The sequence below is a fragment of the Psychrobacter sp. HII-4 genome, assembly GCF_904846595.1.
GTDB lineage: Bacteria > Pseudomonadota > Gammaproteobacteria > Pseudomonadales > Moraxellaceae > Psychrobacter > Psychrobacter celer.
In genome coordinates this window covers 79378-94051 of record NZ_CAJHBJ010000004.1, presented here as the reverse complement: position 1 = coordinate 94051, position 14674 = coordinate 79378, and the positions used below count along the sequence as shown (strand labels likewise).

The following is a 14674-nucleotide window of genomic DNA, read 5'->3' as shown; positions in this document are numbered from 1 at the left end:
TCTTATTTTATGCTATTAACACTTTGACGGACGACACCCTATGTCTGAGATTCATCTATTAAGTACCGAGCAGCTGATTACAGGCTTGCAAGAAAAACAGTTTAGCAGCGCAGAATTAACCGAACACTATATCAAACGTATCGACGCCCTAGATACTAAGATCAACAGCTTTATCACCCACACCGCTGAGACGGCGCGCGCGCAAGCGAAAGCTGCGGACGAGATGCGCGCCCAAGGCGATAAACGCCGCCTGCTTGGCGTGCCCATGGCGCATAAAGACATTTTTTGTACCCAAGGCGTGCTGACCACTTGTGGCTCAAAGATGCTACACAATTTTGTCTCGCCTTATGATGCCACCATCGTGACCAATATCGAAAAAGCGGGCATGATCAGCCTAGGCAAGCTCAATATGGATGAGTTTGCAATGGGCTCGGACAACAGCAGCTCTTACTATGGCACAGTACAAAACCCATGGAATTTGGAACGCGTCCCTGGCGGCTCATCTGGTGGTAGTGCAGCCGCTGTCGCCGCCGGTTTTGTGCCTGTGGCGACCGGTAGTGATACGGGCGGCTCGATTCGTCAGCCCGCTTCGTTTTGTGGCCTCACCGGCATCAAGCCCACTTATGGCCGTGTGTCACGCTTTGGCATGATTGCCTATGCCTCAAGTCTCGACCAAGCCGGCAGCATGGGCAAAAGCGCCAAAGACTGTGCCTATCTGCTGCAGCCGATGATCGGTCATGATCCGCGCGATGCCACCTCCATCAAGCACGACATGCCAGATTATGTACAAGACATCCATGATGCAGAGGCCGCTGCAGGCGACAAGCCCTTTGCAGGACTACGTATCGGTGTCGCTAAAGAGTACTTTAGCAAAGGCCTCGATCGCGAAGTCGAACAAGCCGCCCGTGCCGCACTCAAAAAATACGAAGAGCTGGGAGCGACCATCGTCGAGGTCAATATCACCGATCCTGATATCACGTTGGCCACTTACTATATGCTTGCCCCTGCCGAAGCGTCTTCCAACCTATCACGCTTTGATGGCGTGCGCTTTGGCTATCGCTGTGAAGCACCAAAAGATCTGATTGACCTATATACGCGCTCACGCTCTGAAGGCTTTGGCCCTGAAGTACAGCGCCGTATCCTCACTGGTACTTATGCACTATCGGCAGGCTATTTCGATGCTTACTACACCAAAGCGCAAAAAGTGCGCCGCTTAATTGTCAAAGACTTTGATGATGCTTTTGCCAATTGTGACGTCATCGCCAGTCCCACCGCGCCGACCGCAGCTTATAAGCTGGCAGAAGACCTCGACCCTGCGACCATGTACCTAGGCGACGTGTATACCATCGCAGTCAACCTAGCGGGTCTGCCTGCACTTAGTCAGCCCGTTGGTTTGACCTCAGACGGTCTGCCGATCGGTTTACAGTTAATTGGTAAGCACTGGCAAGAAAGTCAGCTGCTAACGACCGCTCATCTGTTTCAGCAGCATACCGATCATCATCTACAACACTCACTCGTCGCAAAGGAGACGGTATAATGAACACAGCTACTACGACTGAGAATACCGCTCATAACGACAGCGTTCGTCCCGAATTGTTTGTTGATGGTTACGAAGTGGTCATCGGCATTGAGATTCACTGCCAGCTAAACACTGACAGTAAAATTTTCTCTAGCGCCCCAACTGACTTCGGCCACGAGCCAAACAGCCAAGCCAACATCGTCGATTTAGGCTTACCTGGCGTGCTACCGGTACTCAACGCTGGCGTGGTCGAGCGCGCACTGAAGTTCGGTATGGGCGTCAATGCCGAGCTGGGTCTTTTTAACACCTTTGATCGCAAAAACTACTTTTATCCTGATTTGCCCAAAGGCTATCAAATCACCCAAATGGCCAACCCTATCGTGGGTACCGGCTATATCGATGTGGTGGTCAATGAAGGCGAAAAAAACGAATACCCAAAACGGATGGGTATCACCCGCGCGCACCTAGAAGAAGACGCGGGTAAATCAGTCCACGATGCCGTCGATGGCATGACGGGTGTCGATCTCAACCGTGCGGGTACGCCGCTCATCGAAATCGTCTCTGAGCCTGACATGCGCTCAGCGGATGAAGCGCTGGCTTATATCAAGGCCATTCATCAACTGGTCACTTGGCTGGGTATCTCGGATGCGGTCATGGCAGAAGGCTCATTCCGCTGTGACTGTAACGTCTCTGTGCGCAAACCTGGCAGCGAGCTCGGTACCCGTACTGAGCTTAAAAACCTAAACTCGTTCCGTTTTATCGAGCGCGCCATCAACCGCGAAATTGAACGTCAAATCGACATCATCGAAGACGGCGGTAAAGTCGTGCAGGCAACGATGCTCTATGATCCTGAGCGCGATGAAACCCGCACCATGCGCACCAAAGAAGACGCCAACGATTATCGTTATTTCCCTGACCCTGACTTACTGCCTGTCCGTATCGAGCAGCATTCGATTGACAGCATTCGTGCTGCCATGCCTGAGCTGCCTGTGGCTCGCCGTGGCCGTTTTGAGGTAGCGCTTGGTCTGTCAGAATACGATGCGCGCATCCTAACAGGCAGCCGTCAGCTTGCTGATTATTTCGAAGCTGTGGTGGCAGAAGTCGGCCAGCAAGATGCCAAAATGGCAGCCAACTGGGTGATGGGCGACTTGCTCGGCGCCCTCAACAAAGACGATAAAGACATCACCCACTCCCCTATCAGCGCCAAACAATTGGCTGGTATGCTGGCTCGTATCAAAGACGATACGCTATCTGGCAAATTGGCCAAAAAAGTCTTTAGTGCCTTATATGAGCGCGAAGGCGGCGACGGCGATGATGCGGCAGATAAAATCATCGAAGAAAAGGGCCTAAAACAAGAAACGGACACTGGCGCTATCAAAGCCATGGTCGAAGAGGTCATCGCCAACAACCAAACGATGGTAGATGAGTATAAAGGCGGTAAGCAAAAAGCCTTTAATGGTCTGGTCGGGCAAGTGATGAAAGCCAGCCGCGGTAGCGCCAACCCGCAGCAAGTCAACCAAATTTTAAAAGAGCTGCTGGGATAGCCCTGCTAATATGGCGCTCATACTGGCTATGGATATGTCAAATTTTGGGACAAATGGGTAGCAAGATAAATAGCCCTTGCAATATGCCTAATTTTGCGTAAAATAGTCAGTCATTCGGGGCGTAGCGCAGTCTGGTAGCGCACCACACTGGGGGTGTGGTGGTCGCAGGTTCAAATCCTGCCGTTCCGACCAAACATCGTAGTTAAAGAAAAAGTCAACCATTGCTATTAATGGTTGGCTTTTTTTATGGTTAATGGCTGCTTACCAAATACTACAAAGATGCCTTCGTCATTGCGCTCAGCGCTTCATTGATGACAAACACTTTAGACTTATAATACGTCATCGATTGACTATAGACTTTTGGTACATGAGCCGCTAGGGTAAACGTACACTGTAATGATGGTTTATCCTATGATCGAGCCGACGGCTCATGGCCCGTCTACTTATCTACATACCGCACCGTGGGAAGCCTATCGGCGCCCTTATGTGCGCGATTTGGCTTATGTGCTAGCCTGCCCCACTGTCTTAACAAAGTGGTTGGACGTTGCGCCGCATCAGAACACACATACCGTGTCGGTCCATAGCGCGCACTTTTGGCAGCAGCAGTTTGCAGCATATCAGACGCGCTTAGAGGAGCTCGATACCACCAATGCGTATCAGGCGCTGACGCGATATCTACTGGCACGTCCCAGTCCCAATCGCTTAGGTTTTCACTTTGAGGGATTGTTATCATTTTGGCTAGAAGATGGCTTTGTGCGCAAATTACATCCGTACGAGACGCTTGCTAACAATGTGCAGTTATATAACGGCAAACAGACGACGGGCGAGCTGGATCTGATCTTATACAATCATCAGGACAATCTGACCGAACACTGGGAGCTGGCGATCAAGTTTTTTATGGGGGCACCGCCGTTTGAGCCTGCAAACTGGGTCGGTATCAATTTCAATGATAACTTACAGCGCAAAATGACCCACATGCAGACCAAGCAGTTCCGCGCTGTGTGGGTCGATACCGCTGATCACGGGCAAGTAAAAATCGACAAACGCTACGGTATTATCAAAGGCCGCTTCTTTTTGCCTGTTCATTATACTGATTTTACTTATCCTGACTGGCTAGAGCCGACATTTCCTATGCATGAATGGTGCGATATAAACGATAAAACTACTCTTGCTCATCTCGATAAAAACTCGCTACGCCAAGCCCACTATATTGAGTGGTTTACCAAACGCAGCTTTTATGACCGTTACGCCAGACGAGCGCTTGCACAGGCTTGGTCAGAGAAGAGCCTGCCAAAAACAGGGCTATATTTTGAAGGTGACAGACCAATTGTCATCTATCCGAGGTAGTGTGAGTAGCCCGCACCCTCAATCCGAGAGGTCAGCTTTAATCACGACCAACAACGATCATTATCAGTACGTCTCAATCACCTGCATCAGCTCATATCTGAGCATATCCGCGCTTGGCATACGCTCAGCGTGAAAGCGCACGATAGGAATACCTGCGCTAGCAAGGGCTTTGTCCTTTTTGTCATCAGCTTTTTGGCGTGATTTGCTGCTATGTGTCCAATCATCAAGCTCGATAGCCATTAAGGTGGTCTGCGCGTCGATATCGACGATGACATAATCGACACTCTGACGACAAATGCGGTTAAACCAAAAGCTACGCTCGGAGGTCTCATCGCTATTGGCTTCAATGATTCGTGACAGCTGCACCTGCACAAATATGTGATACTCGGGCAAGGCGTTTTTTAATTTTTTAAAAAAAATCACCTCAGTATCAGTCATGATAGGCGTCGGTGCAAATGGCCAAATGGCCAACTCATCACCGCGCACAGGCTTTGGCTCAGGCTCGGTGCTTTGACGCTTTGAGGATAGTTTTGATAACGTAATTAGCCCTAAAAACCCAACGGCCAATATTAAAAATACAACGCCAAACGACATGGTTTTACCTTATAAAATAAACAAGTGATTACCCAAGTTCCAGCTGCGACGGTTCACAAGCACAGCTGGGCATTTGAATAATCACGGCAGGTCAACCTTTTTAGGCTAACAGGTGATACAAAAAGAGAATAAATGCGCAGCATGGTAGCGAAACCTACCCAGCCGAGCAATCAATAAAACAAAAAACACGACATCTAGTGTCGTGTTTTCTCATATCATCGAAACAGCGAAGGCGTCTATACTCACTACCAGTGGCGATACATTAGCCGCGGTTTAGCGCCAGTATAATACCCAAGCGCTGGTGGTGTTTACTTTAGGATCGCTGTTGATCTTGTCTTTGAGCGCCAGCGCTGCCACTTTACCGCGCTCAGGACCGACGATGACGCGGACACCGCGACTGGTCGGACTGGTCTTTACCTGATACCCTGCTGCCTGAAACTTTTTGGCCAATTCATCTGCTTTGGCCTGATCATTGGCAAGTGCGACTTGCACCCCAAAGCTTCCTTTGGCATCGGTTTCCTTGACCTGTTGGCGGGCATCACGCAGTTTTTGCTGCGCATCACGTTTGGCCTCTGCTGATTTTTTTGCCAATGCTTCTTCCTTTTTGCGCTGCGCTTCACGCGCTTTTTCGGCTGCGGCTGCTTCTCGCTCTAGACGCTGTACTTGTTTGCGTGAAGGAATAGTCAGTGTCTGACCCAGCTGCAGTGAGGTCGAGGGTGACATATTATTTGCCTGAGCCAGCGCTTCCACCGGTACGTTGTACTGTCTGGCAAGTTTAATCAGGCCGTCGCCTCGTTTGACTTCATAGTCAGTGGGGGATTTGGGCGGCTCTTTTTTGGCGGCTTCCGCAGCTTTTTCAGCCGCTTGCTTTTTTGCAGCGGCCTGCTCGGCAGCCTGACGCTCAGCTTCTGCTTGACGTTTGGCTTCTGCTTGACGCTCAGCTTCTGCTTGACGCTCAGCTTCTGCTCGACGTTTGGCTTGCTTTTGCTGCTGTGCCAATTCTTTGGCGGCCGGTTGCTCAGCTTCTACTTGACGTTTGGCTTCTTGCTGCTGGGCAGTTTTTAATTTTTCGGCTGCGGCGGCTTGCGCCGTATTGCTATCAGCACTTTCAGAACTTTCCGTACCTTCAAGGCTTGCTGTCGCCGAAGCGGTATCGTCTTTTTTCTTAGCCGCGGCGCTGTCGCTATCATCAGCAGCGGTAGTATTTGTTATATATTGCTGGCTTTCTGCGCGCGCTTTGGCCAGTGCTTCAGCTTCAGCGGCTTCTTGCTCAAGCAAAAACTGCTGAGCACGTCTTTCTTGCTCTGCGACGCGAGCGGCGCGCTCTTTTTGTTTTTGTGCCAAGATGCGTTTTTCTGTTTCGATGTCTGTTGTCAATGGCGGCTGCGTGGTTTGCTCAGTGCTTGAGCTTTCGACCATCGCTGAGGTCGGCGCAGGCTGACTATTATCGCCGATTTGTTGCACCATAGCGTATAGCATCACGCTACCGCCGATAATCATCCCAATGCCCAATAAGGCTTGTCTCGAAAAGTTCATCCGTTTACGTCTCTTAGTTGGTAATAAGGTTGATTGAGCGGCGCAGCTATCGCTTTAAGACCTTGGCGGGCAAGGCTCTAAAAGTTTACCCATCCGTCAGTTTTTTGGCGTTATACGCTATATTTCAATCACTTTGATTATAAAGCATATTTTTCGCGCTGTCTGCTATCACACTTGTGCTAAGCGTAACACGAAAGCAAAGCCCTTTTATAGTTAGCTGAATGTAAAACTGTTATGGATTTAAACGCGCTACTGGTATAAATTTTCCTTGCGTGCTGCGTTCCCAGAGGCTGCGCAACCTACGTGTAAAAACAGCATCCCAGTAGCGCTATGACATTTTTACAGTGTATCGACTATAATTAATCACGGGTCGTCACTTCATCAATTATCACTGATCGGTGGTCAATGCCGCTAATGCCTCACCGATGGTATGAAACGAGCCACACACCACGATGAGATCCTGTGCGCTGCTCGCTTGCATCACCGCCTGCGTGGCATCTTTTAATCTGCCAAACTGATGTATCTGCGTCTGCTCGACATGGCGAGACAGGACGCTGTATAAATGCTCGGTACTCGCGGCACGTGGATAGTCAATCTCCGCGATAAACCACTCGCTGATCGGCAAGCTAGCTTGGCTTAAGCGCTGGACGACATGGTCGATATCTTTATCACCTAACATAGAAAACAGCATTTTGATGCTGGCAGGTTGGCTGCCGCTATGACTGTCTTTAGACTCGTGCTGCTCGGCGAGGTGCTGCTGCCAAAGCGGTACAAGCTGCGCCAATAAAAACTCGACACCTTGCTCATTGTGCGCCACATCAAATAGCCAATGACGCTGCTGGGTATGACGGTAATCAAACCGTCCTGCCAGCTTGACAGTCTGCAGCGCCTGCTCGATGGCACTGATATCGATATCTAATGGACTGGCTAGCACAGCCGATAAGGCATTGGCAGTGTTCATAAGCGACAATGCTGGGCGTGGTAGCTGCATCGTGACAGCGGCATTGCTATACTGCCATGTGGCTGAGTCGAGGCTTTGGTAAGCAAAGTCCTGCTCGACCTGATAGCAGCGCGCTTGGTGCTGATCAATCGCCTGCTGCACGCTATCTGGCATCGTAGTCGCCCCATAAATCAGCGTGATATCCTCACGCAATATACCTGCTTTTTCGCGTCCGATATCCTCGACATTGTCGCCCAACCAATCGATATGGTCGATACCGATATTGGTAATCACCGCCATGTCAGGATCGATGATATTAACCACATCCAAGCGACCGCCCAGCCCCACTTCTAATACCCATACCGCGCAGTTTGCTTCGGCAAATATCAATAATGCAGCAAGTGTCGTCATCTCAAAGAACGACAATGTCAAATCGCACTGCAGCCGCGCTGCCTCCACCTTACTAAAGGCATTGATTAAGGTCTCATCGCTGACCATCTCGCCATCGATGCGCACCCGCTCATTAAAAACGCTTAAATGCGGTGATTGATACAGCGCCGTTTTATACCCTGCCGCTTGGCACATTTGCGCAATCACTGCGGTCGTTGAGCCTTTACCATTGGTGCCCGCTACAGTAAATACATAAGCATCGTTTTTGGCGGACTGTACCAAGCCTAACGCCTCAGCCACTGGCAACACGCGCGACAGCCCCATGTCAATCGCCGATACATGGATCTGCTGCATATAATTGAGCCATTCGGTCAAACTAGACTGGTTATCGGGCGTACTTGAGGTAGCAACTAAGGAGTCAGACATGAAGAAAACCTATCAAAAAAGAATCAAATAAAAACTGAAGACAGTATATAACTACCCAGCCAAAAAGCAAAAATAGCATTTACCGTGATTGACGATAAATGCTATTTTTAAGAGCAGTTTTGTAGCTGTGCCTATGCGATAAGCGCCATAACCGGTGCGGCGTTACGCATCCACATTGGTGACGTGACACAGTTTTGCCAGCAGACGATAAATGGTATCGATCAGCTGATGACGATGCACCACTTCATCCACCACCCCATGCTCTAACAAAAACTCAGCGCGCTGAAACGGCTCTTCTAAGGTTTCGCGCACCGTCTGCTCGATCACGCGCTTGCCAGCAAAACCAATCATCGCTTTTGGCTCTGCCAAATGAATGTCTCCTAGCATCGCCAGCGAGGCAGTCACACCGCCATAGACGGGATTGGTCAACACCACAATATACGGTACGCCCGCCAATCGCAAGCGCTCAATCGCAGCGGCGGTGCGCGCCATTTGCATCAACGACAGCAAGCCTTCTTGCATACGCGCGCCGCCTGAGGCTGCAAAACAGACCAGTGGTATTTTTTCCTCAAGGGCTTTTTCAGCGGCTTGTACAAAACGATCACCGACCACCGATCCCATCGAGCCGCCCATAAAGCGAAAATCAAAGGCACAAGTGACAATGTCTAGATTGCGCAGCTTGCCATACATCACGATCAGCGCTTCAGACTCGCCTGTCTTGTCTTGTGCTTCGCTCATGCGCTGCGGATACGGCTTACTATCGACGAAGCTCAATGGATCTTTTGCATTGAACTCTTGCCCCATCTCGCCATCTACTTGATCGAGCAGCCAGTTTAGACGCTCACGGGCGCTCATCGGTAGATGATGGTCACAATGCGGGCACACATAACAGTTAAAAATCAGCGCGGTATTGGTAATCATCGAGTGGCAGTTGCTACACTTGGTCGATGGTTCAGTCTCAACCGCAGTCAATGGAGCGGTCAGTTGCTGCTTAATACCAGGTATTGGGCGATTAAACCACGATTGGCCAGCAGCATTGCCGTTTTTTTCGGCGCTGGGTTTGTCAGTTGCGGTTTTTTCGATATTGTTTGGAGTTGTCATATCAGCTTTGGTTATTGTATCAGTCATAGTATTCGCCATTATCAAAGGCTTACAGGCAAGTTGGCTCGTTTACTTGTCCCTAAGAGTCCATTTATAAAATCAATTTAATCGTCACAGCACTCGATGATATAAGCCATCAGCAGGTACGCTCATGCGAGACGGTCACAATTTATATGTGAGGTTAGTTTACACACGTAAACTAACTTTAGCAAAGCCATTTCGTGCTGTCTTTATAGACATTGTTATTATAAACCCTGTTATGATAAACCTTGTCATTCGTCCAGCGCGCCGTCGCCTCAGCTCATCACCCCTAGGGACACCTTGAACAACTCACCGCTTACCTATGATACCGTCCGTTAAACTGTCAAACTGTCTAAAGCACCGCGCAGCTCGTCCATTTTTGCCATGATTTTTTGTTGAGCATTGGCCACGGCTGCCGCATCACTAGCATCGATATCGGCGAAGTTTTGTACCAGCGCACTACCAACGATAATCCCATCAGCATGCTGACCGATCGCTTTGGCAGAGGCCGCATCACGGATACCAAAACCTACGCAGACCGGCAAATCGGTCTCTGCTTTGATGGCTTGTACCTGAATGGCGACATCATCGGTATCGAGCGTCGCTGAGCCCGTCACGCCTTTGAGCGACACATAATAAATATAGCCACCGCAGTGGTTCAGCACTTGCTCACGGCGCTCAGGCAAAGTGGTGGGCGATAATAAGAAAATCTCATTCATCGCGTGCTCAGTTAAATGCTGAGTAAAGCTTCCCGCCTCCGCTGGCGGCAAATCCACCATCAAAATACCATCGACGCCTGCCTGCTCGCACAAGGTGACAAAGTTATCATAACCGATGATCTCGACAGGGTTTAGATAACCCATCAGGATAATTGGCGTTTGCGTGTCTTGTTTGCGAAACTCTGCCACCATTTTTAGCGCATCACGCGTACTAGTACCAGCTGCTAAGGCGCGCTCGCCCGCCAAGGCAACGGTTGGCCCATCGGCCATGGGGTCAGAAAACGGCAAACCCACTTCGATCATATCCGCGCCATGCTTGACTAAGTCATGCAAGAGGCCGACAAAGTTATCAGGTGTTGGATCGCCTGCCATCACATAAGGAATCAGGGCTTTTTTGTTTTGTGATTTTAAAGTTTCAAAAGTGCTTTCAATTCGGGTCATACTTTTAACTCGGGTCATAATCGTCTCTAAAATTAATAAAAACTGGCTACAGTGGCGCTTTATCATTCAATCAAAGGGCCACTCAATGTATGTCATCAACGTGGGTTTGTCGCAAAAACAATGCTCACCACTACAACGCAATCCCTTCTGCCTTCATCACTGAATGCAAGTCTTTATCACCGCGACCCGACATATTGACGACAATGCTCTGCTCAGGGGTCATGGTTTTCGCCAGTTTCAACGCATAGGCGACAGCATGCGCAGACTCTAATGCAGGTATGATGCCTTCTTTGCGCGTGACTTCATGAAAAGCGTGCAACGACTCTTTATCAGTGCAACCGACATATTCGACGCGTTTCATGTCTTTTAAGAAGCTATGCTCAGGGCCGACGCCAGGGTAATCAAGACCCGCTGAGATAGAGTGCGTCTCTTGGATTTGACCTTCATCGTCTGCCATCAGGTAAGTGCGGTTGCCATGCAGCACGCCGATACGACCAGCGGCCAATGGCGCTGAATGGCGACCCGTTTCTATACCGTCACCCGTTGCTTCGACGCCATAAATTTTAACGTCAGTATCGTTTAAGAAATCAAAAAACAGCCCAATCGCGTTGGAGCCACCACCAACACAGGCAACCAACGCATCAGGCAATTTGCCCGTTTTTTCTAAATGTTGAATACGGGCTTCTTTACCGATAATCGCTTGGAAATCACGTACCAGTAGCGGATAAGGATGCGGCCCTGCAACGGTGCCGATGATGTAATAAGTGGTGTCAACGTTGGTCACCCAGTCGCGCATCGCTTCGTTCATGGCGTCCTTGAGAGTGCGCGAGCCAGACGTCACTGGCACCACTGTCGCACCAAGCAGGCGCATACGATAGACGTTCATCTTTTGGCGCTCGACGTCATCAGCGCCCATATAGACGATGCATTCTAAGCCTAGGCGCGCAGCAATTGTCGCTGTCGCCACGCCATGCTGTCCTGCGCCCGTTTCGGCGATGATGCGTTTTTTGCCGCACATCTTGGCAAGTAGTGCCTGCCCGATGGTATTATTGACCTTGTGTGCGCCTGTGTGATTGAGGTCTTCACGTTTAAAATAAATCTGCGCGCCGCCAATCTCATCACTCAGGCGTTTGGCATGATAAAGCGGGGTTGGGCGACCGACATAATTGACCAAATCATTGTGATATTCTTCCCAAAAAGCCGGATCAGCTTTGACTTTGGTGTATAAGGTTTCAAGCTCTTCTAATGCCGCCATCAGCGTTTCAGAAACAAAACGACCGCCATGGACACCAAAGTGTCCGCGTGCATCAGGGTATTGATTAAAGTCTTGCACATCTGCTGGATTGGTAAAGGTATTGATAGATTTTGCAGCATCAGATAGCGCTTTGTTTGAGGCATGACTCATGATAATTCCTACGATAAGTGGGGGCTTTTAATATAAAGGTGAAGGAGATAAAGCGTCTAGGCTTGCCGCCATATCGTCATATAACTAGGCGACAAGCAAAAATTCGGAATAACGAGCAAATAACAATATATAGACATCACATAGACACCAATATAGCAATTATCTTAAAGCCCGTCAGTGACCGTCTCGTTTTGCCATCGGTCACGTTTGACTGCCTTCATAAAGGCGCGCATTTTGGCAGCGTCTTTTTTGCCTTTAGCAGATTCGATACCGCCGCTGACATCGACGCCATAGATAGGTAAATCAAGTGTGCCTGCGACATTATCAGCAGCAAGGCCGCCGGCTAAAACAATCGGTAACGCGCTGCCCTGTGGTATCAAACTCCAATCAAAGCGCGCGCCCGTACCGCCGTATTTTTGCGGATGATAAGCATCGAGCAAGATACTACTGGCACCCATCGCGGCAAAGCTATCGATACGCGCGCGCACGCTAGCTGCCGTGTCTTGCTCGGCATCGATACGTAGCGCCTTGATCCAGCGTTTATTGACCGCGCTTGCCAGCTGCTGGCACTGCTCAGGCGTTTCGTCGCCGTGGAATTGAATGATGTCAAAAGATACATGGTTTGCCAGCGCCAGCAGCTCATCGTGAGTCATATTGACCACCAGTGCCACGACACTGACAAACGCCGGTACAGCGGCACTCAATGCCTGCGCCTGTTTGGCCGTGACAGCACGCGGGCTTGGTGGGTAAAACACCAAACCAACCGCATCCACACCCAACTGCACAGCGGTCTGAACATCACTGAGCTGGGTAAACCCGCAAAACTTCACCTGCATTGTCTGACCTTAATTTGAAACGCTTAAAAGATTTAATAGGTTCAATATCTACCATTGTACTGAGCGTATATTGTACTGAGAGCCTGGTGCTCCCAATCTCGTTGTATCCCTTTTATATCGACCTGACGCTATGATGCTGTTTTGTTACTTGTCTGCCAGACCCATTGCATCAAAAAACTTATCCTAGCATACTTTTACTCATCGTTTTGTTTATGATTACGATTGATTGGTATAAGGGTACTTGCATGTCTAAGACTGCGTCTGCTAATGGCGATAACGATGATAATACGGATATGAATATGCCGCATTATCTAATGTGGTTTCGCCGAGATTTACGACTGCATGACAATACAGCGCTGACGGCACTTTGCGAGCGAGCGCAGGCAGATCATGCGCGCGTCAGTGCGGTGTTTTTTTTGACGCCAGAGCAGTGGTATGCGCACGATACTTCCTTAGTACAGGTGGATCATATCGCCCGCACCTTGCCCATACTTGCCAAGGCGCTACAAGCGCAGCTAAACATCACATTGACGGTACAACTTTGTCCCAGCTTTGCCGACTGTATCGACGCGCTCAGCATACTATGTCAGGACAATAATATCCGCTGTATCATGGCCAATCATGAGTACGAAGGCAATGAGATCGACCGTGATGAAAAATTAGCAAAGCAGCTAGCAAAAGACAATATCGAGTTTGTACGCTGGCATGACCAATGTATCTTGCCACCACAAAGTATCACCACCAATGATGGCGATAGCATGTATCAAGTGTTTACCCCGTTTTATAAAAAATGGCGGCATACTTTAGATATCAGCAGCATACAAATGCATGAAGCCACCGCCATAAATAATAATAAAACCAAGCTAAAATTATCAAAAGACAGAGCCACCACACTACAAGACATCGAAGCATTGAGTAACAAGGTGGTCAGCACTTATCAAAACGCACGACAAAAGGCTGATTTATCGCAGCATCTCGATATGGACGCTCAATTAACAAAAGCCCGCGCCGCCTACTCTGCAGGCGAAACAGCTGCCTGTCAGCGTCTAAACGACTTTATTGCCGACGACATCGACGACTATGATATCAGCCGTGATACGCCTAGCCTCGAGGCCACCAGTCAGCTATCCGCCTACCTGACCATTGGCGTCATCAGTCCTAGATTATGCTATCTACAGGCAAGCCTAGCGCAAGAAAAACTACACGGCAATGATGGCGACAATGAAGACATCAATCGCTGGATAAGTGAGCTGGCATGGCGCGACTTTTATCGCCATGTGCTAGTGGACAAGCCGGCTCTTATCCGCCACAAGGCCTATAAAGAAGAGACAGATAAGAAGATTGATTGGTCGTATGACAAGGATGACCTTGAGGCATGGTGTACTGGCAAGACAGGCGTGCCACTCGTTGATGCGGCGATGCGCAGCCTAAATGCGACTGGCTTTATGCACAATCGCCTGCGTATGGTCACCGCGATGTTTTTGACCAAAGACTTGCTGATTGATTGGCGCTTAGGCGAGCGCTATTTTATGCAGCAGCTCATCGATGGCGACTTTGCCTCTAATAATGGCGGCTGGCAGTGGAGCGCCTCAACCGGTACGGACTCTGCGCCTTACTTTCGGATTATGAATCCCTTTAGCCAAGGCAAAACACATGACAAGGATGGCGTGTTTATCAAAACTTGGCTACCTGAATTAAAAGATATTCCTGCCAGCATCTTGCATAGTGAGGACAAGATGCGTAAAGAGCTGGCAAAGGGCGGCAAGTTTGCTGATATCGCCTACCCTGTGCCGATGGTCGAGCATAAAGCGGCTCGTCAGTTGGCCATTGCTGAGTTTAAAAAATCGTAATACAG

The 14674-nt window shown here is 49.5% G+C and carries 11 protein-coding genes and 1 tRNA gene; 5 read left to right on the top strand and 7 right to left on the bottom strand.

Annotation, left to right across the window (positions count from 1 at the left end; genetic code table 11):
- Positions 1–40: 40 nt before the first annotated feature.
- The 4 genes from gatA to JMX98_RS03965 all read left to right on the top strand — a co-directional run bounded on the left by gatA (position 41) and on the right by JMX98_RS03965 (position 4410).
- Positions 41–1537, top strand: coding sequence for an Asp-tRNA(Asn)/Glu-tRNA(Gln) amidotransferase subunit GatA (gene gatA, locus JMX98_RS03980; protein WP_201584851.1), 1497 nt, complete (start codon positions 41–43; stop codon positions 1535–1537).
- Positions 1537–3063, top strand: coding sequence for an Asp-tRNA(Asn)/Glu-tRNA(Gln) amidotransferase subunit GatB (gene gatB / locus JMX98_RS03975; protein ID WP_201584849.1), 1527 nt, complete (start codon positions 1537–1539; stop codon positions 3061–3063). The genes gatA and gatB overlap by 1 nt, the downstream gene beginning before the upstream one ends.
- A gap of 115 nt (positions 3064–3178) precedes the next feature.
- Positions 3179–3255 (top strand) — tRNA-Pro (locus JMX98_RS03970).
- Between the two features lie 219 nt (positions 3256–3474).
- A complete protein-coding gene (locus JMX98_RS03965; protein ID WP_201584847.1) occupies positions 3475–4410 on the top strand; it encodes a DUF1853 family protein in 936 nt (311 codons plus the stop codon).
- 63 nt (positions 4411–4473) lie between these two features.
- On the opposite strand, the gene JMX98_RS03960 is transcribed toward JMX98_RS03965, so the two are convergent.
- From JMX98_RS03960 to JMX98_RS03930, 7 genes are all read right to left on the bottom strand, one after another.
- Positions 4474–5004 (bottom strand): DUF2726 domain-containing protein, encoded by a 531-nt coding sequence (locus JMX98_RS03960; protein WP_201584846.1) that lies wholly within the window; start codon positions 5002–5004, stop codon positions 4474–4476.
- A 273-nt stretch (positions 5005–5277) separates the two neighbouring features.
- Positions 5278–6540: an SPOR and LysM peptidoglycan-binding domain-containing protein gene (locus JMX98_RS03955; protein WP_201584845.1), complete on the bottom strand. Its 1263-nt coding sequence runs from the start codon at positions 6538–6540 to the stop codon at positions 5278–5280.
- 388 nt (positions 6541–6928) lie between these two features.
- The gene (folC, locus tag JMX98_RS03950) at positions 6929–8296 is read right to left on the bottom strand and encodes a bifunctional tetrahydrofolate synthase/dihydrofolate synthase (protein WP_201584844.1); all 1368 of its coding nucleotides are present in this window, start codon (positions 8294–8296) and stop codon (positions 6929–6931) included.
- Between the two features lie 162 nt (positions 8297–8458).
- On the bottom strand, positions 8459–9436 hold the full coding sequence (gene accD / locus JMX98_RS03945) for an acetyl-CoA carboxylase, carboxyltransferase subunit beta (protein WP_198336862.1): 978 nt from the start codon (positions 9434–9436) through the stop codon (positions 8459–8461).
- Between the two features lie 317 nt (positions 9437–9753).
- On the bottom strand, positions 9754–10578 hold the full coding sequence (gene trpA / locus JMX98_RS03940; protein ID WP_201584911.1) for a tryptophan synthase subunit alpha: 825 nt from the start codon (positions 10576–10578) through the stop codon (positions 9754–9756).
- A 130-nt stretch (positions 10579–10708) separates the two neighbouring features.
- Positions 10709–11983 carry a tryptophan synthase subunit beta gene (gene trpB, locus JMX98_RS03935; protein ID WP_227680021.1) on the bottom strand — a complete coding sequence of 425 codons (1275 nt, stop codon included), beginning with the start codon at positions 11981–11983 and terminating at the stop codon, positions 10709–10711.
- A 164-nt stretch (positions 11984–12147) separates the two neighbouring features.
- The gene (locus JMX98_RS03930) at positions 12148–12819 is read right to left on the bottom strand and encodes a phosphoribosylanthranilate isomerase (RefSeq protein WP_201584843.1); all 672 of its coding nucleotides are present in this window, start codon (positions 12817–12819) and stop codon (positions 12148–12150) included.
- A gap of 245 nt (positions 12820–13064) precedes the next feature.
- Between JMX98_RS03930 and JMX98_RS03925 the strand changes: the two genes are divergently transcribed.
- Positions 13065–14669 (top strand): cryptochrome/photolyase family protein, encoded by a 1605-nt coding sequence (locus tag JMX98_RS03925; protein WP_201584842.1) that lies wholly within the window; start codon positions 13065–13067, stop codon positions 14667–14669.
- The last annotated feature ends 5 nt before the right edge of the window (positions 14670–14674 follow it).

Bases quoted from the DNA above. Each gene is read 5' to 3' on its own strand.
- gatA (WP_201584851.1), top strand. From the start codon at position 41: ATGTCTGAGATTCATCTATTAAGTACCGAGCAGCTGATTACAGGCTTG.
- gatB (WP_201584849.1), top strand. From the start codon at position 1,537: ATGAACACAGCTACTACGACTGAGAATACCGCTCATAACGACAGCGTT.
- JMX98_RS03965 (WP_201584847.1), top strand. From the start codon at position 3,475: ATGATCGAGCCGACGGCTCATGGCCCGTCTACTTATCTACATACCGCA.
- JMX98_RS03960 (WP_201584846.1), bottom strand. From the start codon at position 5,004: ATGTCGTTTGGCGTTGTATTTTTAATATTGGCCGTTGGGTTTTTAGGG.
- JMX98_RS03955 (WP_201584845.1), bottom strand. From the start codon at position 6,540: ATGAACTTTTCGAGACAAGCCTTATTGGGCATTGGGATGATTATCGGC.
- folC (WP_201584844.1), bottom strand. From the start codon at position 8,296: ATGTCTGACTCCTTAGTTGCTACCTCAAGTACGCCCGATAACCAGTCT.
- accD (WP_198336862.1), bottom strand. From the start codon at position 9,436: ATGGCGAATACTATGACTGATACAATAACCAAAGCTGATATGACAACT.
- trpA (WP_201584911.1), bottom strand. From the start codon at position 10,578: ATGACCCGAATTGAAAGCACTTTTGAAACTTTAAAATCACAAAACAAA.
- trpB (WP_227680021.1), bottom strand. From the start codon at position 11,983: ATGAGTCATGCCTCAAACAAAGCGCTATCTGATGCTGCAAAATCTATC.
- JMX98_RS03930 (WP_201584843.1), bottom strand. From the start codon at position 12,819: ATGCAGGTGAAGTTTTGCGGGTTTACCCAGCTCAGTGATGTTCAGACC.
- JMX98_RS03925 (WP_201584842.1), top strand. From the start codon at position 13,065: ATGTCTAAGACTGCGTCTGCTAATGGCGATAACGATGATAATACGGAT.